General features: G+C 51.8%; 20 protein-coding genes and 1 riboswitch. Of the genes, 7 read left to right on the top strand and 13 right to left on the bottom strand.

The annotated features are described in order from the left end of the window. Positions 1-67: 67 nt before the first annotated feature. From RBH92_RS10480 to purE, 10 genes are all read right to left on the bottom strand, one after another. Positions 68-727 (bottom strand): urea amidolyase associated protein UAAP2, encoded by a 660-nt coding sequence (locus RBH92_RS10480; protein WP_307932000.1) that lies wholly within the window; start codon positions 725-727, stop codon positions 68-70. Then, entirely contained in the window at positions 724-1,446 is a 723-nt protein-coding gene (locus tag RBH92_RS10475) for an urea amidolyase associated protein UAAP1 (RefSeq protein WP_307931999.1), read from the bottom strand. Before RBH92_RS10475 ends, RBH92_RS10480 begins: the two co-directional genes overlap by 4 nt. Then, positions 1,443-2,876, bottom strand: coding sequence for an APC family permease (locus RBH92_RS10470; protein ID WP_307931998.1), 1,434 nt, complete (start codon positions 2,874-2,876; stop codon positions 1,443-1,445). Before RBH92_RS10470 ends, RBH92_RS10475 begins: the two co-directional genes overlap by 4 nt. Before the next feature lie 60 nt (positions 2,877-2,936). Further along, positions 2,937-3,040, bottom strand: a riboswitch (guanidine-I (ykkC/yxkD leader). A 176-nt stretch (positions 3,041-3,216) separates the two neighbouring features. Then, the gene (locus RBH92_RS10465; RefSeq protein ID WP_307931997.1) at positions 3,217-3,762 is read right to left on the bottom strand and encodes a hypothetical protein; all 546 of its coding nucleotides are present in this window, start codon (positions 3,760-3,762) and stop codon (positions 3,217-3,219) included. 337 nt (positions 3,763-4,099) lie between these two features. Beyond that, positions 4,100-4,366 (bottom strand): hypothetical protein, encoded by a 267-nt coding sequence (locus tag RBH92_RS10460; RefSeq protein WP_307931996.1) that lies wholly within the window; start codon positions 4,364-4,366, stop codon positions 4,100-4,102. Then, positions 4,338-4,553: a BrnT family toxin gene (locus RBH92_RS10455; protein ID WP_307931995.1), complete on the bottom strand. Its 216-nt coding sequence runs from the start codon at positions 4,551-4,553 to the stop codon at positions 4,338-4,340. Before RBH92_RS10455 ends, RBH92_RS10460 begins: the two co-directional genes overlap by 29 nt. Positions 4,554-4,798: 245 nt before the next feature. Further along, positions 4,799-6,550 carry a hypothetical protein gene (locus tag RBH92_RS10450; protein WP_307931994.1) on the bottom strand — a complete coding sequence of 584 codons (1,752 nt, stop codon included), beginning with the start codon at positions 6,548-6,550 and terminating at the stop codon, positions 4,799-4,801. A gap of 226 nt (positions 6,551-6,776) precedes the next feature. Beyond that, on the bottom strand, positions 6,777-7,661 hold the full coding sequence (locus RBH92_RS10445; RefSeq protein WP_307931993.1) for a phosphoribosylaminoimidazolesuccinocarboxamide synthase: 885 nt from the start codon (positions 7,659-7,661) through the stop codon (positions 6,777-6,779). 10 nt (positions 7,662-7,671) lie between these two features. Continuing rightward, the gene (locus tag RBH92_RS10440; protein WP_307931992.1) at positions 7,672-8,805 is read right to left on the bottom strand and encodes a 5-(carboxyamino)imidazole ribonucleotide synthase; all 1,134 of its coding nucleotides are present in this window, start codon (positions 8,803-8,805) and stop codon (positions 7,672-7,674) included. Further along, positions 8,805-9,293 (bottom strand): 5-(carboxyamino)imidazole ribonucleotide mutase, encoded by a 489-nt coding sequence (gene purE, locus RBH92_RS10435; RefSeq protein ID WP_307931991.1) that lies wholly within the window; start codon positions 9,291-9,293, stop codon positions 8,805-8,807. Before purE ends, RBH92_RS10440 begins: the two co-directional genes overlap by 1 nt. Positions 9,294-9,532: 239 nt before the next feature. On the opposite strand from purE, the gene RBH92_RS10430 reads away from it, so the two are divergent. The 6 genes from RBH92_RS10430 to RBH92_RS10405 all read left to right on the top strand — a co-directional run bounded on the left by RBH92_RS10430 (position 9,533) and on the right by RBH92_RS10405 (position 13,933). Further along, positions 9,533-9,964, top strand: coding sequence for an ExbD/TolR family protein (locus RBH92_RS10430; protein WP_292922978.1), 432 nt, complete (start codon positions 9,533-9,535; stop codon positions 9,962-9,964). 66 nt (positions 9,965-10,030) lie between these two features. Next, positions 10,031-10,672: a superoxide dismutase gene (locus tag RBH92_RS10425; protein ID WP_307931990.1), complete on the top strand. Its 642-nt coding sequence runs from the start codon at positions 10,031-10,033 to the stop codon at positions 10,670-10,672. Between the two features lie 14 nt (positions 10,673-10,686). Then, a complete protein-coding gene (hisG, locus tag RBH92_RS10420) occupies positions 10,687-11,331 on the top strand; it encodes an ATP phosphoribosyltransferase (RefSeq protein WP_307931989.1) in 645 nt (214 codons plus the stop codon). A 34-nt stretch (positions 11,332-11,365) separates the two neighbouring features. Further along, positions 11,366-12,673: a histidinol dehydrogenase gene (hisD, locus tag RBH92_RS10415; RefSeq protein WP_307931988.1), complete on the top strand. Its 1,308-nt coding sequence runs from the start codon at positions 11,366-11,368 to the stop codon at positions 12,671-12,673. Positions 12,674-12,717: 44 nt separating this feature from the next. After that, the gene (locus tag RBH92_RS10410) at positions 12,718-13,539 is read left to right on the top strand and encodes a TrmH family RNA methyltransferase (protein ID WP_307931987.1); all 822 of its coding nucleotides are present in this window, start codon (positions 12,718-12,720) and stop codon (positions 13,537-13,539) included. Between the two features lie 49 nt (positions 13,540-13,588). Next, entirely contained in the window at positions 13,589-13,933 is a 345-nt protein-coding gene (locus RBH92_RS10405; protein WP_307931986.1) for a hypothetical protein, read from the top strand. 4 nt (positions 13,934-13,937) lie between these two features. Here RBH92_RS10405 and uvrB read toward each other — a convergent pair whose 3' ends face one another. Beyond that, entirely contained in the window at positions 13,938-15,968 is a 2,031-nt protein-coding gene (gene uvrB, locus RBH92_RS10400; protein ID WP_307931985.1) for an excinuclease ABC subunit UvrB, read from the bottom strand. Between the two features lie 79 nt (positions 15,969-16,047). Between uvrB and RBH92_RS10395 the strand changes: the two genes are divergently transcribed. Further along, positions 16,048-17,241 carry a pyridoxal phosphate-dependent aminotransferase gene (locus RBH92_RS10395; RefSeq protein WP_307931984.1) on the top strand — a complete coding sequence of 398 codons (1,194 nt, stop codon included), beginning with the start codon at positions 16,048-16,050 and terminating at the stop codon, positions 17,239-17,241. Positions 17,242-17,272: 31 nt separating this feature from the next. On the opposite strand, the gene flhC is transcribed toward RBH92_RS10395, so the two are convergent. Together flhC and flhD are read right to left on the bottom strand one after the other, a co-directional pair. Then, positions 17,273-17,809: a flagellar transcriptional regulator FlhC gene (gene flhC, locus RBH92_RS10390; RefSeq protein WP_307931983.1), complete on the bottom strand. Its 537-nt coding sequence runs from the start codon at positions 17,807-17,809 to the stop codon at positions 17,273-17,275. Positions 17,810-17,837: 28 nt separating this feature from the next. Continuing rightward, a complete protein-coding gene (gene flhD / locus RBH92_RS10385) occupies positions 17,838-18,155 on the bottom strand; it encodes a flagellar transcriptional regulator FlhD (RefSeq protein WP_292922996.1) in 318 nt (105 codons plus the stop codon). Positions 18,156-18,172: the final 17 nt, after the last annotated feature.

Here is an 18,172-nt window from a genome sequence, read left to right as displayed (position 1 = left end):
GTTGCTGCGTTCCATGCGCCTTGTGCTTCATCTTGCCCGGCGAATTAATCAGCGTTTCCTCAGCGAGTTAATCCCAGATCAGCAAGCGGATCGGCGTCGGGTTATAGGCATTGCACGGATTGTTCAGTTGCGGGCAATTCGAGATCAATACCACCACATCCATTTCAGCGCGCATTTCGACGTATTTTCCGGGAGCGGAAACACCATCGGTAAATTCCAGCCGGCCAGCTTCGGTGACCGGTACATTCATGAAGAAATTGATGTTGCCCGGCAGGTCACGCTTGCTCATGTCGAGTTGCTGGCACAACGGATGATGCGCCAAGGCATGTAAAAAATTATCGCGGCAACTGTGCATCGGGAATTTTTCCAATGCGTAGCGCACGGTGTTGCTCTCCGCAGCGCATGCGCCGCCCAAGGTATCGTGGCGGCCGCAGGTGTCGGCGGTGATGACGAGCATGACGTTGCCGAGATTGGAGTAAAGCTTGCTGCCCGTGGTCAGGTACAAATGATTCTGACGGGTAATGGTATCGGTAGCGCTGTAACGTTCTTGCGTATCGTGCGCGTTGTAGAACAGGGTGTCGACCGCTTGATTGCCTTCGAGATCGACGATACGGAATGTTTGCCCTTGTTTGATGAGGTGCACCCAAGGTTCCCCGGCGGGGCAGATTTCGTTGACGGCAGCTTGAGCTGGATCGAAGTGATTGACAGGTAATTTTGCGGCATTCATAGCGTACCCTCCCCATAAAAGTTTTGCGCGTTTTGCAGTGCACGGCTGTTTTCGTCGATATGCAAACATTCCTTGATGGCATCCGGCGGCGTATTGAAAACCTCCAGCGAGATCGCGCCGGGCTGATAAGTTTTTTTGGTGTCGAGCGGATGCGGTGCAGCCGACAGCACCACCAGCGTGTTCATGACGAAACTCAAGTCGATATAGTCGCCCGCTTTGCTATGATCGGGGTGATAGGTCAATTCACCAAAGGCATCAGAGGTGACTTTGCTGAAGAAATTGATATTGGCGACTACATCGCGCATGTCCAGTCCCCACTTGCCCAGCTCGATCAACATACCGCTCAGGCCGCTGCGGTGCATTTGATTGCGATGTTCCTGGTAGCGCGCTTCGCCGTATTTCCGCCGGATCAATGCATCGTCGCTCAAGCCGCAGACGGTGTCGTGCCAGCCGGCGGTATCGGCGGTGATGCAGCAAAAAATCCGGCCCATATCGGAGTGGCAGGCATGACCTTTGGTCAGACGGAAGGTGTGCTGCGACTTCAAGGTGTCGGCCATGTTATAGCGTTCGAGTTTTTCTTCCTGATTGAACAGCAGAACCGCTGCATTCGCGCCGCCGTCGGCATCGGTCAGACGCAATGTCGTGCCGCGGCGGATGATGCCGGACCAATGGCAGCCGCCTGGAATGGTTTGTTTCCAGATGATGGTGTGCTGATTCATAACCGGCTCCTTAAAAGTTTTTTAAATAATAGATAGATGGTTGTAATAGCCAGAATGCTGCCGAGCACCAGCGGTGTCGCCCAAAGCTGCCACCACGGCGCATCGGCGGAGATGGCGTAGGGACGCGGCCAGGCGATGTTGATCAATTCAAACAGAGCCCAGATAAACGCCAAGGTATTGATGAGTAATCCCCATTTGCCCAGTTTCAGTTGACCCAATGCCGGATTCCAGCGGCCGGATAAACGCGCGAACAGCGCAATACCGGTGGTAAAGGCGAACATCGCGTAAAGACCGCCGGTACCGAATGCGATGATGGTTGCCACCGCATCGTCGTTGAGCCCGAAAATCAAACCGCAACCGGCTAACAAAACGGTAAATAGCACAGCATTCCGGGGTGTCTGACTAGCGGTGACCCGGCTTAAAGCTGCCGGCATGTTGCCTTCCCGCGCCATCGAGAACATGATGCGCGAGGTATATTTGACGACCGATGCGCCGCACGCGAGAAACGCGACCATCACGATCGCCAGAAACGGTTTCTCGATCCAGCCGCCAAAGTGATTGGCGACCAACGGCGTAATCGGATCGGCGGTGGCGCTGCTGTGGATGAGTGTTTCGTGATCGAAAGCCAATATCAGGGAAGCCGAATTGAATACCACCACGGTACCGACGGTGCACAATGAGAAAAAGATCGCGCGAGGGACCGCCCGCTTTGGTTCGTGCGTTTCTTCCGCGGTCGTCGAACACGCATCGAAACCGATGAACGCCCAGCCGGCAATGGCGAGCGCGGCCAGAAATGCGGCGGTCTGGCTCGGCGCGGTGCCGGTGCCTAAGTGCTGGAACAGTTCGGCGAGCGAGTGCTGGCGGAAAAACAGGAACAGCAGGATGGCGATTCCGAATGAACCAACGATTTCGGCATAAACACCGAGTTTGATGGTGAGCTTGAAAACGTTGACATGCACCAGATTCAGCGCCGTGCATAGCGCCAGGAAAACGACTGCCCACAGGACTTTTTCCATGCCGCTGTCACCGGAGGATCCAAAAAATCCGGCAAACCAGATACCGCCGGCGTACGCCGTGGTGGTCAGCATGGCAATGGTCGAGCTGATGTAGATGACACCGGCATAGTGTCCGGCCGTGCTGCCGTAAAACTGCCGTGTCCATTTGTAAGCGCCACCGGCAATCGGGAATTGCGACGACAGCTCGGCGTAAACCGTTGCCACCAGCAGTTGCATCAACAGGCAAATGACCAGGGCTGCGAACCAGCCGCCGCCGGTTACGGCCGTTTGCACACCGATAATCGCATAAAGCCCGACAATCGGCGATACCACCGCAAAACCCAACGTAAAGCTGTGCCAGATGGTCATGCTGGCGCGCAGCGATTGTGTTTCCTGGGCGGCTGGCGGATTAACTGATTTTGATACTTCCGACATAACGAACCTCCATTTTCAGAATATTACCGAAAGACCCATGTATCAACGATACACGACTTGATCTCCCGGGCTTTTATCCCTCCGTGGAGCCTCGTTTTAAGAGACCGGAAACTCTCGGACCTGACGTCTTAATTACTTTGACCGGAACCCTAGTTTCCATGCGAGTTATCGCTTTTCTGCATGGCAGTCGAACGTTGACAGACAGAAAAACAACTTCAGGCTGGATTTTATGGATGCTTTCTGGAAAAAGCAATGGGAAATGAAAGGTTGTTGCAAAAAAATCAGGAGAATAGTTGAAATTCCGCCTGCATTCAGCCACCAATACTGTTTGCAAAGCGCATCAATCAAAACACCGGTCGATGGTCTCGGCTTTATGCAAGCGTTGCGGCAGTGAAGCATCCGGGGTGGGCGCATAGGAATCCGGCGGGTAGTCATGCAGCAGATTGGCGTTGCTGCGAATTTCGATGCCGGATCGGATTTCTTCACCGGTGCTTGTATCTTTGATGGTCAAAATCCAATTGCCATTGCCGTGCGTGATCGGTTGACCGGTATTCCGCGAAGAACCGGTGCTGTGAATCTCGGTGATGTAATAAGTTTTTGCGGCTTCGTCGTGAAAGTGCGGATATCCATTGACTTGCATGGATTCGTGATAAATGAAATAAGTGTTGAGATCGCGCACGGTTTGGCGATGCCATTCCGGCAGGGGAAAGCTATCTTTACTTTTCAAGCATTCGGCAATCGCCAGATAGTGTTTGCCGCTGATGCGGCTGTAAATAACGTTCTGAGCCAGTAACGCTTCGCGAGTAGGTGTTGCGACGCAGGCGGTTAACAGGCCGATGATTATCAGAAACAGCGCGGTTGTGATTTTTTGTAAAGAAGTGTTCATGAGCAGTATGGATTTTTAATTAATCGATATTTTGAAATCTTTGCAAAATGATGTGAATTTTTTATTTCGATGTAATTCCGGGTTTATTTTCAACTGATCGAGTGATTTCTAGTTATTTTTTCGCAAATGAGTCTTCACAAAAAACAGTCGGCGACATGCCAAAATCATAGCATTCCTAGCAAGTTGCTTGTGATTTGCTTTATGCCGGAGGAAACGGCTTATGCGAATAATTGCCTTGCCAGAGTAGGGTATCAGTGCGCAAAAAGCACACTACACAGGAAATCATTTTAGTCTTGGATGATGCAGGCTTATCCGGGCGGCTTCCCCCCCGGCAAGTTTATTCTTGCTCGGTTAAAGCGGAGTCTGATACTGGAGGTTTGTCGTAGGCATCGACGTAGCTATCGATCAGATTTCGAATCATGCGCTGATATTGCGTATGGTGTTTCGCTGCTTCCGCCTTGAAGAATTCAACACTTTTCTTGCTGAGTGCAATCGTCACTTTCACGCCTTCTTCCCGGAAAGCAAGCTGCTCAGGTGTAGGCAGAAAATCTTCAATGACTTTGGCTTCAATCGGCTCATCCTGGTACTTGATTTTCTTGCTCATAAATTATCTTTCCTTTTCGCCAATAACCGGCGCCAAATATACGAATTACACCACCGCGATAAGTAAAGCGGACGGTAAGAATGCCACCTTCAACCGCACCGAAACAAAAATAACGCTTTTCCGTTTCACTATGTGCAATATCCTCGGCGATAACACGGTTAGGATCAGCGAAAGCATATTGCGCCAAGGAAAAAGCTACGCCGTGTTTCTTCTGATTCTCGACATCCTTATCCGCGTTCCACTCAAACCGGGCTTTCTTCCTGGAATCAGCTTAGCATATCGACAAATCAGGTTCCATATAAAAATATGGCTATCAATGGAATTCCGGTGCGATCATTCGGCAGGTGATTGGAGGCGGAACGCTACCAGCTTCCGCTTTACATGGCTGATGATTTCGAGACGACACTATCGACGCCACGATATCACGCAACATCAAGGAAGTCGCGGTGGGTATCCTTGACCAAGTACTCTAATTCCACCAGGGGTCACAATATATACGCCTCCTTGGTTGTCCTGAAGAAACCCGCCAGCGATAGGCCCACCACCTCTGGGTGTTGGACTGACACATGGCATAGGGGGCGCGCCAGGGGGGGCAGGGAAGCAAATCGTGTCGTCACCCTTCGGTACGATAATGTCGGGCTGCTCCACATCTACACGAGGACATCCATCGATGGTCGAGTCACACCCTCCTTGAAAACTCGGTGAACCTTCGACGGTTAGCAAACAAGGATCCACACCAGGCATTGGGTATGCTATTTGCATTCCGCAAGCCTTATCTGCTGCAGTATCAATTTGTTCACTAGAAAAGGAGGTCGCGCCACAGATGTTTGAATCTCCATCAACAAGTGCTATAGTCATATCAACCTTGCAACCCTGCATCATGCGAGCAAGCTCTTGGCATTGAAAGGTCTTCCAGCCAGACTCCTCACACTCCCAGATCTTTAGACGTAGCGTCTCACACGTATTTTGCGGAGTATTGGCACTGTCTGTACTCATGTTGTTAGAGTTGTTTTGATTGCCCCCCCCACTCGTATCCAATTTATTCTTAGCCACTTCAAGTGCGTCGGCAGTTTCCTTATTCTTTTTCTTTGCTTCTTCGTCGGCTGCCTTTGCAGTATTGTACGCAGATACCACCTCAGCACGTGTCTTGGCTTTAGAGGCCTCTTCGGCCGCTCTCGCTGCCGCCCCAGCGGCTTTCGCAGCGTCATTCGCAGCTTCGCGTGCTTTTGCTGCCTCTACAGCAAGCTCGGGGTTTTCTTTATTAGCTGCCGCGAGAAACTCCGCTGCTTGAGCGTTAGCCTCAGCTTCTTTAGCAAATTCGCTAGCTTGATGAGCAAAACCTTTGGCTCCATCGCGGTATTTATTTTCCATCAAATCCCCAAGATCATTTGCTGCCTTAATCCCCCAGTTAACTAGGCCAGATGCGCCTGCGCCAACAGTCACAACTTCACTCCCTGGAAAGGGCGGCGTCAGAATACCCCTGTACGTTCCGTATGCGATACTTACTCCAGCTATTACCGAGAAGAGGTAAGTCGATGCAATGTCAGAATTACTAACAGGTTGCTTTCCGCCCTCTGCTGCCCAAGGATTGGGTGAACCTTGAGCGCTGCATTTAATACTGCTCGCACGCGGCATGCTCGTCTTAATTCCGAATAGATTGGGAAGAATGCCACTATCGCGATCACCTCCCCCGATTGCGCCACCCAAACTACTGACTCCTGACGAAGGAACGATAGGTGACGCGCATGCTTTGATAGCTTCATTCAGTGAAGGAAGGCCATTTAAAAGTGTAATCGAACCAACTGCACCGTCATGGCAAAGCATCGCTCCGAGTTGGTTGCTTCGTGCCTCGTCAAGTGTCATTCCGGTTCTTTCGAGAAATGTCTTAATACTGACTTCCTGGACAGATTCTCTTGGTCTAAATTGCTCCGCAATGGGCATCCAACACATGATATGCTCATTTAGCTTGATTCTACCTTGATTGATTTCCAGCGTCACATCCTCAGCCTTGATAGCTGTTTTCGAGTAGATGCAAATCCATGGATCCCAAGTTCTTTTTTGCAAAATATCTGGTGCGATATTTGGTGCGAATGAATTGCACCCTGTAAACATAAGAGCAACCATCCCGCTGAACATTAGGGTAAACCACGAAAAGCAAATACAACGAGTGGGCAGATACTTCATAAGTTTTATAAAACGGATAATTTGGGATAACCAAATTCCATAGCAAGGCCACGGAGAATTGCGAATTAATAATATAAGCATATTTCAGTTTCATGTCCAGAATAACTGGAATCAGTTTTTTTGAAAGTATATGCTATCCAATTATCTGCCTATAAAAATAATCCTGATATCTCATACAAATAAACGAGCAACAGATACAGATTCCGTAGTTAAAGTAGCTAGTCATTCACATCAACAACCTTATCGCCTCCCGATACTTCCCCACCGTCTGCCGTAACACATCGTCCGGTAATGCCGGCGCTGGCGCTTTTTTATTCCAGTCTTGCGTTTCCAACCAGTCGCGCACGAATTGTTTGTCGAAACTCGGCGGGTTTTGGCCGGGTTGATATTGGTCGGCAGGCCAGAAGCGGGATGAGTCGGGGGTGAGGACTTCGTCGATCAGGTAGAGTTCACCGGCATCATCCAGGCCGAATTCGAATTTGGTGTCGGCGATGATGATGCCACGTTGCAGGGCATACTCAGCGGCTTCGGAATAGAGCTGGATGGCTTTGGCGCTGACATTGGCGGTCAATTCCCTACCGAGCAGTTTCTCCACTTCGGCGATGACGATGTTTTCATCGTGCGCTCCGGCAGCAGCTTTGGTCGATGGCGTGAAGATCGCACCACCCGGCAGTTTGTCAGCGAGTTTCAATCCGGCAGGCAACGGAATGCCGCAGATTGCGCCGGTTTGCTGATAATCCTTCCAGCCGGAGCCAACAACATAACCGCGCACGATGGCTTCGATCGGCAGCGGTTTCAGGCGACGGATCACGAACGCGCGTCCTTCTACCTGATTGCGTTCGTTCTCGGCGACGACCGATTCCGGTGCGATGCCGGTGAGGTGATTCGGCAGGATATGCGCAAGTTTGTCGAACCAGAATTGCGATAATGCGGTCAGGATTTTGCCCTTTCCGGGTACCGCGGTCGGCAGAATTACGTCGAACGCCGACAGGCGGTCGGTTTGCACGATTAACAGTTTGTCGTCGCCGACGGCGTAGATGTCGCGGACTTTGCCGCGGTGCAAAAACGGCAAACTTTTAATCGAAGTTTCAAACAGTGCGGTTTCGGTCATGGTATTCGCTTTACTTGGGTTCCAGTTGTTTTTTGATGCGTAGCGCATCATTCAATGCGGTTTCGGTGTCGCTGCCCAACACGGTGAAATGCCCCATTTTACGTCCCGGGCGTGCTTCGGTTTTGCCGTACAAATGTAATTTGGCCGATGGGTGTTGCAACACCAAATTCCAATCGGGATCGCCGCTGTGCCACACATCGCCGAGCAGATTGACCATCACCGCAGGGCTGAGCTGCGCAGTCGAACCCAGCGGCAAGCCGCACAGCGTACGCACTTGCTGCTCGAATTGCGAGGTGACGCAGACGTCGATCGAATAATGCCCGCTGTTGTGCGGACGCGGCGCAATTTCGTTGATCAGCAGCGCGTCGTCGTGCAATACGAAAAATTCGACGCACAACACGCCTTGATAATTGAGTTTTTCGGCAACCTGGCAGGCGAGGGTTTGCGCTTTGTCAGCCAGCAGCGGAGAAATCCGGGCGGGCACGATGCTGATATCGAGGATGCCGTTGACATGCTGATTCTCGGATACCGGAAACGTCGCTATTTCACCATTGCCACCACGGGCGACCACCACCGAGACTTCGCTTTTCAACGGCATGAATTTTTCCAGCACGCACACGGCATGATTCAATTGCTTGTAGCCCGCCTGCAATTCCACTACATTGGCTACTTTGATCTGACCCTTGCCGTCGTAGCCGAATTGACTGACTTTCAGAATACCCGGCAGAAACTGAGCGACATCTTGCGTGGCAATGTCTTGCGGTTGCGTAATGACTGCAAACGATGCCACGGCAAAACCGCAATCGACCAGAAATTGTTTTTCACGCACGCGGTTTTGCGCGATCGACACACTATTCGCATCCGGGCTAACCACGCAATAACGAGTCAGTGCGCGCAACGATCCGGCGGGAATGTTCTCAAATTCGGTGGTAACGGCAGCGCATTGCTGTCCGATCTTTTCCAGAGCCGCTTGGTCATCATAATCAGCGCAGATAAAGACATCGGCAACACGCCCGGCAGGGCTATCAGGCGATGGATCCAGCACCGTGACTTGATAACCCATTTGCTGCGCGGCTTGCACGAACATACGCCCGAGCTGCCCGCCACCGAGCACACCGAGCATGGCGCCTGGCATCACTGGCATTATTGCGGTAACTCGGCGTTAAGAACGGATTCGGTTTGTTTGCGCCGGTATTCGTTCAGTTGTGTGCTGAGTTCGCTGTTGTTGACCGCCAGCAATGCTACGGCGAACAATCCGGCGTTGGCCGCTCCGGCCTGTCCGATGGCAAACGTGGCGACTGGAATGCCTTTCGGCATTTGCACGATCGACAACAGCGAATCCAATCCTTGCAAATGTCTGGAATTGACCGGCACACCGAGCACCGGCACGGTGGTTTTGGCCGCGATCATACCCGGCAGATGCGCCGCGCCGCCGGCGCCGGCGATAATGCACTGAATCCCGCGCGATTTGGCTTCCGCAGCAAACTGGAACAGCAAATCCGGGGTGCGGTGCGCGGACACCACTTTGGTTTCGTACGCAATATGGAATTCATCGAGCACGGCGACGGCGCGCTGCATCACTTCCCAATCGCTGGTACTTCCCATGACTACGCTGACTAATGGTTTAATCATTTCACTCCAAACGGCAAAATTAAACAGTCACGATCAACAGAATGTTGTACTATCACGCCATCAAAATCACGGCTGGCTATTTTATTAGTCTATGCAATAATTGTGTGATGTATTTCGATGGCTTCGCCAACTGGCGTAACTGGTATTATACTAACCTCATCGAACATTGCTTTTCTTCATTGATTTTTTTTATCAATGTTGCCGGAGCCGGAACACGCAATTTCACAAATAGTAGCGGAATGAATTTTCAACGCGGAAAACAAAACGACGAGCCGGAAATCAATCTGGTGCCGATGATCGATGTGTTGTTGGTCATCCTGATTTTTTTGGTGGTGACCACGACTTATTCCAAATTCGCCGAGCTTGAGCTGACGTTGCCGCAAACCAGCGCGGAACAAGTGGATCAAAATATCGAAAAACCCAATCGCATCGATATTACCGTATCGGCGCTTGGTGATTACACCATCAACCTGGTGCCGGTGAAATCTTCCAGCATCGAAAGCTTGCGCGATGCATTACACGCGGCTGCGAATAACCGCGAGGATCCGTTCATCACCATCAACGCCGATGCCAAAGCGACGCACCAATCGGTGATTACGGTAATGGAAGCCGCGCGGCTGGCGGGCTACAATAAAATCACCTTTACCACCGAAACAGACAATACCCAATAAGAAAGGGGTACGCAAATGTTTGAATTGCTGAAAAGTTTTTTTAATAAACCCATGAAGGAGACCACTATGTCTACAGTCAATGTCGATAATTTTTCCAAGGCGGCGCAAGCCGGTTCGCAATATGTGCTGGCGCCGCTGCCGTACGCCAACAACGCGTTGGAACCGGTGATCACCGCCAATACCTTAAGCTTTCACTATGGCAAGCACCACAAAACCTACGTTGATAACTTGAACAACCTGGTGGCTAACACCGCTTTGGCGGGTCAGTCGCTCGAAGACATCGTGCGCGCTTCCGCCGGACAAGCGGACAAAGCGGCGATCTTCAACAACGCCGCGCAAGTTTGGAACCACATGTTCTATTGGCACAGCCTCAGTCCCAACGGCGGCGGCGAACCGCCGGCGGCGTTGAAACAGAGAATCGAGGAAGCATTCGGCAGCGTCGAAGCATGTAAAAAGGAATTCGCGCAAGCAGCCTTGACGCAATTCGGCAGCGGCTGGGCCTGGCTGGTCGTCGACGGCGGCAAAATCGCCATCGCCAAAACCGGTAACGCGGAAACCCCGATCACCAAGAACGTGCGGCCACTGCTGACCATCGACGTGTGGGAGCATGCCTATTATCTCGATTATCAGAATCGCCGCGCGGATTACGTCAACACCATTCTGGATAAATTGATCAACTGGGAATTTGCCGCAGCCAACCTCGGATAATTTCCACTGCTTTTATGACTGAAATCACCATCGCCCTGTCAAAAGGGCGGATTTTTGAAGACACGGTGCCACTGCTCAGGGCCGCCGGTATTGAAGTACTGGATGACCCTGATGCATCGCGCAAGTTAATACTTGCTACCAACCGCGATCATGTGCGGTTGATTATCGTACGCGCGTCGGATGTGCCGACTTACGTGCAGTACGGCGCCGCCGATCTGGGTATCGCCGGCAAGGATGTGCTGCTGGAACATGGCGGCGATGGTTTGTACCAACCGCTCGATTTGAACATCGCGCGCTGCCGCATGATGGTCGCCACCCCTGAAGGGTTCGATTACGACTCCGCCGTGCGCCAAGGCGCGCGGCTGCGCATCGCCACCAAGTACGTGCAAACCGCGCGTGAACACTTCGCCGCCAAGGGTGTGCATGTCGATCTGATCAAATTGTACGGATCGATGGAACTGGCGCCGCTGGTCGGACTGGCTGACGCCATCGTCGATCTGGTATCCAGCGGCAATACGCTAAAAGCGAATCATCTCAAGGCTGTGGAAGAAATCATGCCGATTTCGTCGCGCTTGATCATCAACCAGGCGGCGTTAAAACTGAAAAGAGGCGCGATTCAGCCGGTTCTGGACGCATTTTCCGCAGCCATCGAAAAATAACTGTAAAGCTTTCCACTCAATCGTCATTGAAGCCATGGTTCAAATCAAACGATTCAACACTACTGATTCCGATTTCAACGAGAAGCTCGACAAGCTGCTGGCATTTGAAAACGCACAAGATGATGCCGTCGACGCGACGGTTGCCGGCATTCTGGCGGATATCCGCAGCCGCAAAGACGCGGCGTTGATCGAATACACCAACCGCTTCGACCGCCTAGCGGTCACTTCGGCCAGCCAACTGGAGCTAGCGCCGCAACAGTTGCAGCAATCTCTGAATACCTTACCGGCAGTGGAACGAACGGCGCTCGAGCAAGCTGCCGAACGTGTGCGCAGCTATCACGAAAAACAACCGTTGAGTTCCTGGCAATATACCGATGCCGATGGCACGCTGCTGGGTCAAAAAGTCACGCCGCTGGACCGTGTCGGTTTATACGTGCCTGGCGGTAAAGCTTCGTACCCTTCATCGGTGCTGATGAATGCCATCCCGGCGAAAGTGGCCGGCGTACCGGAATTAATCATGGTGGTACCGACACCGGACGGCGAAAGAAACGAATTGGTGCTGGCTGCCGCAGCCATCAGCAAGGTTGACCGGGTATTCACCATCGGCGGTGCGCAAGCGGTCGGCGCTCTGGCGTTCGGCACTGAAACCGTGCCGCCGGTCGATAAAATCGTCGGCCCCGGCAATGCCTACGTCGCTGCCGCCAAGCGTCGGGTATTCGGCATCGTCGGTATCGACATGGTCGCCGGTCCTTCGGAAATTCTGGTGATTTGCGACGGCGGCACCGATCCGGACTGGATTGCGATGGATTTGTTCTCGCAAGCCGAGCACGACGAACTGGCTCAGGCTATTTTGCTATCTCCCGATGCGGCGTTTCTGGATCAAGTGCAGCAAAGCATCGTGCGGCAATTGTCCGCCATGCCGCGCCAAGCGGTGATTCGCGCGTCGCTGGAAAATCGCGGCGCGCTGATTCAAGTGAGAGACTTGGCCGACGCTTGCGACATCGCCAACCGTATCGCGCCGGAACATTTGGAATTGTCGGTTGAGCATCCGGAGCATTGGGTGGATAAAATCCGTCACGCCGGCGCTATTTTCCTGGGACGTCATGCGTGCGAAGCGCTCGGCGATTATTGCGCAGGACCCAATCACGTGCTGCCGACTTCCCGCACCGCGCGGTTTTCTTCGCCGTTGGGGGTATACGATTTCCAGAAACGCAGCAGCCTGATTCAAGTTTCGCCGCAAGGCGCCGCCAAGCTCGGCGAGATCGCATCGATTCTGGCGAACGGCGAAGGTTTGCAGGCGCACGCAAAATCGGCGGAATACCGCTATATAAAGCACCGGTAGCTGATCGCGTGAACTGACCCCCTTTCATAGCGGATTTGCTCATCATGCCGGTCATCACTTCACGCAATCATCCGCTCGTCAAACAACTGATCAAGCTGGAAGGATCTTCGCAATATCGCGGGAAAACCGGTTTGACGCTGCTCGACGGGATTCATTTGATTCAGATTTATTGCTCGGTATTGGGCAACCCGGAAAACCTGATCGTCAGCCAATCGTATATGGAAAACACCGGGAACGAGCATTTTCTGACCATTCTCTGCGGGCATACCCCGCCGAAAATATCCGTTGTCAGCGATGCCTTGTTTCGCGCCATTTCACCGGTTAAAACACCCACCGGGATTCTGGCGCTGATTACGATTCCTCCATTGCAAAAAGAAACCGGACGCGGCCGGGAGGTTTTCAGCGTGATGCTGGAAGCAATTCAGGATCCCGGCAACCTCGGCTCAATCCTGCGTTCCGCCGCGGCCGCTAATGTTCGCGATATTTATCTGTCGCAGCACTGCGCGGATGCTTGGTCGCCTAAAACTTTGCGGGCGGCAATGGGCGCCCATTTTTTTTTGCGCATCCACGTGAATTGCGATTTATTGCAAATTTCCCGCGACTTTCCGGGAACGGTGATTGCCACTTCGATTCAAGCCGCCAAGAATCTTTTCGACATTTCTCTGGCTGGTCCGGTGGCCTTTCTGTTCGGCAATGAAGGCGCCGGGTTATCCAAAGAACTGATTCAAACCGCGCGGGAAAATATCGTCATCCCAATGCCGGGAAAAACCGAATCGCTCAATGCCGCTGCCGCCGCGGCGATTTGTTTTTTTGAGAAAGTCCGGCAAGACCGGGATTCCGCGCTTACCAACATTGGAACAAAATAGAGCGGCGGTGTATGATACGTGCCTTTTAGACGGAACACTTCTTAAAATCATGAAATTATCTTTTTTATCCCTCATGGCGCTGATTGTTTGCCTGTTTATTCAATCCACCCATAGCATAGCGCAACCCAATGTTGCACAAGGTGCCGCAGCATCAGGAAAAATGGCCGACAACGAAGGTATTGTCGTCGACTTTATGGATGCCGGCGGCTATACCTATATGGAATTGCAGAACAGCGGACACAAATTCTGGATTGCCGCGCCGACGACCCAAGTCAACAAGGGCGATCACATCCGTTTCGGTCAGAGCATGGTGATGACCAATTTCACCAGCAAAACGCTGAACCGTACCTTCGGCACCATCATTTTCGTGTCTTCCACCGAAGTCAAAAAATAGCCACTCAGGTAATACCGGTAAAACCGATCAGCAGCTTGTTCTTGAGGTTCTTGAGTTCATCGCGGTAAACAGCGGCTTGCTCAAATTCCAAGTTCTTCGCGGCATTGAGCATTTTCTTCTCGACCCGCTGAATTTCCTTGGCAAGTTGCGCTTCGTTCATGGCATCGTAGCGCGCTTGCACTTGCGCGGCTTTGTGCTGCTGTTGCGCGGATTCATGATTATAAACGCCGTCGATCAAGTCCTTGATGCGCTTATGCACCGACCGCGGTGTAATTTGATGCTGTTCGTTGAATTGAATCTGCTTTTGACGCCGCCGGCTGGTTTCGTCAATCGCAACGCGCATTGATTTGGTGATAGTGTCGGCGTATAAGATTGCGGTGCCGTTGATATGCCGGGCAGCTCGGCCAATGGTTTGAATCAGCGACCGTTGCGAACGCAAGAAGCCTTCCTTATCGGCATCCAGTATCGCGACCAGCGACACTTCCGGAATATCCAGCCCTTCGCGCAGCAAGTTAATCCCGACCAGCACATCGAATTGCCCGAGCCGCAAATCGCGGATGATCTCGACACGTTCGACGGTGTCGATATCCGAATGCAAATAGCGCACTTTGATTTGATGATCGGAAAAATAATCGGTCAAATCCTCCGCCATGCGTTTGGTCAGCGTGGTGACTAGTACACGCTCGTTCTTGGCCGTACGTAAAGTTACCTCCGACATTAAATCATCCACCTGCGTGGCAACCGGGCGCACTTCGATAACCGGATCGACCAGACCGGTCGGGCGCACGACTTGCTCGACGACTTGGCCGCTATGCTGACTCTCATAATCGGCGGGCGTGGCCGACACGAAAACCGTCTGCGGCATGCGTTTCTCAAATTCCTCAAAACGCAACGGCCGGTTGTCCAGCGCCGACGGCAAGCGGAAGCCGAAGTTCACCAGATTCTCCTTGCGCGAGCGATCGCCCTTATACATGCCGCCGATTTGCGGCACGGTCACATGGCTTTCGTCGATGATCATCAAAGCATTATCCGGCAGATAATCAAGTAACGTCGGCGGCGGTTCACCCGGCTGCTTACCGGATAAATGGCGGGAATAATTTTCAATGCCTTTGCAAAAACCCAGTTCATTGAGCATTTCCAAATCGAAGCGGGTGCGTTGTTCGAGCCGCTGCGCTTCGACCAGGCGGTTTTCCTGATAGAAATACTCCAACCGCTCGCGTAATTCGGTTTTGATGGTTTCCATTGCCCGCAATGTGGTGCTGCGCGGCGTAACGTAGTGACTGGAAGGATACACCGTGAAACGCGCGATTTTCTGCAGAACGCGCCCGGTCAGCGGGTCGAATAGCGCCAAGCTATCCACTTCGTCGTCAAACAACGTGATGCGGACTGCCGCTTCGGAATTCTCGGACGGAAATACATCGACGACATCACCGCGCACGCGAAAAACCCCGCGTTTGAACTCCAGTTCATTGCGTTCGTATTGCATCTCGGTCAAGCGCTTGATGATGTCGCGTTGCGACATTTTTTCACCGTTGCGCAAGTGCAGAATCATGCCGTGATAATCGACCGGATCGCCGATACCGTAGATGCACGATACCGTCGCGACGATAATCGAATCGTCGCGCTCCAGCAGCGATTTGGTCGCGGACAAGCGCATTTGTTCGATATGTTCGTTGATGCTGGAATCTTTCTCGATAAACAAATCGCGCGACGGCACGTATGCTTCCGGTTGATAGTAATCGTAATAGGAAACGAAGTACTCGATGGCGTTTTCCGGGAAGAATTCGCGCATCTCCGCGTATAACTGCGCGGCCAGCGTTTTATTCGGCGCGATGATAATCGCCGGACGGCCCAAGCGGGCGATCATGTTGGCTATGGTGTACGTTTTACCGGAGCCGGTCACGCCCAGTAACGTTTGATACGCAAGACCATCGTTTATGCCTTCGACCAACTGTGCGATTGCAACCGGCTGATCACCGGCGGGCGCAAATGCTTGATGTAATTTATAGGGACTATTGGGGAAGGTTGCGATCACGGGTATAATTCCGCCATTGAATTGTTTCTTGTTATTCTAACATGCGGGTCTGTCTATTTTTTTAGTGCGAGGATTTTCTGTGGAGCTCTCTAGCCGCGTTCAAACCATCAAACCATCTCCTACCCTTGCGGTAACCGCCCGGGCTGCCAAACTGAAAGCCGAAGGCAAAGACATTATTGGATTAGGCGCGGGCGAGCCTGATTTCGACACGCCGCAGCACATCAAAGATGCTGCTATCACCGCGATTAACAAGGGATTTACCAAATACACGCCGGTCGGCGGCACCCCCGGATTGAAAAACGCCATCGTGGCTAAATTCAAACGGGAAAACAATTTCGATTTCGAGCCCAAGCAAATTCTGGTTTCTTGCGGCGGCAAACAGAGTTTTTTTAATCTGGCGCTGGCGGTCATCAACCCCGGCGATGAAGTGATCATTCCGGCGCCTTACTGGGTTTCTTATCCGGATATCGTACTGATCGCGGAGGGCAAACCGGTCTTTATCAATACCGGCATCGAGCAACATTTCAAAATTTCACCGCAGCAGTTGGAAGCTGCCATTACACCGAAAACCAAAATGTTCGTCATCAATAGCCCGAGCAATCCTTCCGGCGCGGTCTATACCCTGGATGAACTGAGAGCTTTGGGCGAAGTATTATTGAAACATCCGCAGATTCTCATCGCCACGGATGACATGTACGAGCATATCCTGTTAACCGGTCAGAAATTTGTCAATATCGTTAATGCTTGTCCGGAGTTATTTGCGCAAGCGGTTGTTCTCAACGGTGTATCCAAAGCTTATTCGATGACCGGCTGGCGCATCGGTTATTGTGGGGGACCTGCTCATATCATTACGGCGATGGAGAACATTCAGTCGCAAAGCACTTCCAATCCGAGCTCGATTTCGCAAGTTGCCGCCGAAACTGCGTTGAATGGCGATCAATCCTGCATGAATCCGATGATTGCGGCATTCAAGGAACGTAATCTTTATGTCACTGAACAACTCAACAAAATCAGCGGCGTGCACTGCTTGGCTTCGGAAGGTGCTTTTTATGCATTCGCCGATGTTCGTGAATCAATCGGAAATTTGTACAAAAACAAACTGATCAATGCACAAAACGATCTCGCATTCAGCGAATATCTTCTGGAAAAAGCCGGTGTTGCGGTTGTCCCAGGCTCGGCATTCGGTTGTGAAGGCTACATGCGCTTATCGTTTGCCACGTCGATGGATAATTTGCAGCAGGCTTTAGCGCGCATTCAAAATCTGCTGAAATGATCAGCAAGCCTTCTAAATCATTCATTCTTATCTAGTGCAAATGTAGCGCCGCAGCTTTCTTGGTTTTTCCAGCCCGCGAAGGAATATTGCACAAACCGCAGACATGATTGGAATGAATTTCCAGCGAATGAACCACAAATTTTCCGTGACAATTCACGCATGGTGCGATGCACAGAACGCCGCTTTCCACAAAACGCACCAAAGTCCAGGCGCGCGTCAAGCTTAATACTTTCTCCAGCTGATTGACTTTGACATGCTCGAGATAGAGCCGGTAGCTTTTTACCAATGCGTCGATTCCTTCGACATCCGAATTAGTCGTCACATAGTTATGAATATTCATAAATAACGTAGAGTGCATGTTGGGTTGCCAGCTCATGAACCAGTCTTCCGAATAAGGCAGCATGCCTTTGGGAGGCGACACCCCTCTGATTTCCTTGTACAGCTTAACCAACCGCTCGCGGCTGAGATTTGTGTTCATCTCCAGAACCTGGAGCCGGGCGCCTAGTTGAATCAATTCCGTGGCGAGTTGAATTTGTTTGGCTTCGGTAAGAATACTTCGGTTGCGCATTATGGACTCCCCATTCAAGCGATTATGATTACACCACAGCTTCGGCCGGTTTTCCGGCCATCAAAATTGCTGCATGCGATTTAGTAACAGCCTGATCGCGGCTATCGTTGGAGAGCATCTCGGCAATCAAGCGATCGTCGAAACGGAACCGGCAGAGCAACATGTTGGTAGCAGCCATTTTGATTAACTGCGCGGAACTCAGTCTGTCGATAATGTCCGCGAGATCCTGATTGATTCCCAAACGGTAGATTGCAGACACTTTATCTTCCCGCAACATTTGCTTGGCAAGCAATAAGTAGCTTAAATTGATATCCCTGATTTCATCCAATATTTGATTGGTTTCCATTTCAACTCCCCTGTCGA

The organism is Nitrosomonas sp. sh817 (assembly GCF_030908545.1).
Taxonomy (GTDB): Bacteria; Pseudomonadota; Gammaproteobacteria; order Burkholderiales; family Nitrosomonadaceae; genus Nitrosomonas.
This window is presented reverse-complemented; position numbering and strand designations above follow the sequence as displayed.

What these genes read in the sequence shown, in the direction of transcription:
- hisD (WP_307931988.1), top strand. Translation starts at nt 11,366, where the DNA reads ATGGTTCAAATCAAACGATTCAACACTACTGATTCCGATTTCAACGAG.
- RBH92_RS10430 (WP_292922978.1), top strand. Translation starts at nt 9,533, where the DNA reads ATGAATTTTCAACGCGGAAAACAAAACGACGAGCCGGAAATCAATCTG.
- hisG (WP_307931989.1), top strand. Translation starts at nt 10,687, where the DNA reads ATGACTGAAATCACCATCGCCCTGTCAAAAGGGCGGATTTTTGAAGAC.
- RBH92_RS10450 (WP_307931994.1), bottom strand. Translation starts at nt 6,550, where the DNA reads ATGAAGTATCTGCCCACTCGTTGTATTTGCTTTTCGTGGTTTACCCTA.
- flhC (WP_307931983.1), bottom strand. Translation starts at nt 17,809, where the DNA reads ATGCGCAACCGAAGTATTCTTACCGAAGCCAAACAAATTCAACTCGCC.
- RBH92_RS10440 (WP_307931992.1), bottom strand. Translation starts at nt 8,805, where the DNA reads ATGCCAGTGATGCCAGGCGCCATGCTCGGTGTGCTCGGTGGCGGGCAG.
- RBH92_RS10405 (WP_307931986.1), top strand. Translation starts at nt 13,589, where the DNA reads ATGAAATTATCTTTTTTATCCCTCATGGCGCTGATTGTTTGCCTGTTT.
- RBH92_RS10465 (WP_307931997.1), bottom strand. Translation starts at nt 3,762, where the DNA reads ATGAACACTTCTTTACAAAAAATCACAACCGCGCTGTTTCTGATAATC.
- RBH92_RS10470 (WP_307931998.1), bottom strand. Translation starts at nt 2,876, where the DNA reads ATGTCGGAAGTATCAAAATCAGTTAATCCGCCAGCCGCCCAGGAAACA.
- RBH92_RS10480 (WP_307932000.1), bottom strand. Translation starts at nt 727, where the DNA reads ATGAATGCCGCAAAATTACCTGTCAATCACTTCGATCCAGCTCAAGCT.
- flhD (WP_292922996.1), bottom strand. Translation starts at nt 18,155, where the DNA reads ATGGAAACCAATCAAATATTGGATGAAATCAGGGATATCAATTTAAGC.
- RBH92_RS10410 (WP_307931987.1), top strand. Translation starts at nt 12,718, where the DNA reads ATGCCGGTCATCACTTCACGCAATCATCCGCTCGTCAAACAACTGATC.
- purE (WP_307931991.1), bottom strand. Translation starts at nt 9,293, where the DNA reads ATGATTAAACCATTAGTCAGCGTAGTCATGGGAAGTACCAGCGATTGG.
- RBH92_RS10425 (WP_307931990.1), top strand. Translation starts at nt 10,031, where the DNA reads ATGTCTACAGTCAATGTCGATAATTTTTCCAAGGCGGCGCAAGCCGGT.
- RBH92_RS10445 (WP_307931993.1), bottom strand. Translation starts at nt 7,661, where the DNA reads ATGACCGAAACCGCACTGTTTGAAACTTCGATTAAAAGTTTGCCGTTT.
- RBH92_RS10460 (WP_307931996.1), bottom strand. Translation starts at nt 4,366, where the DNA reads ATGAGCAAGAAAATCAAGTACCAGGATGAGCCGATTGAAGCCAAAGTC.
- RBH92_RS10475 (WP_307931999.1), bottom strand. Translation starts at nt 1,446, where the DNA reads ATGAATCAGCACACCATCATCTGGAAACAAACCATTCCAGGCGGCTGC.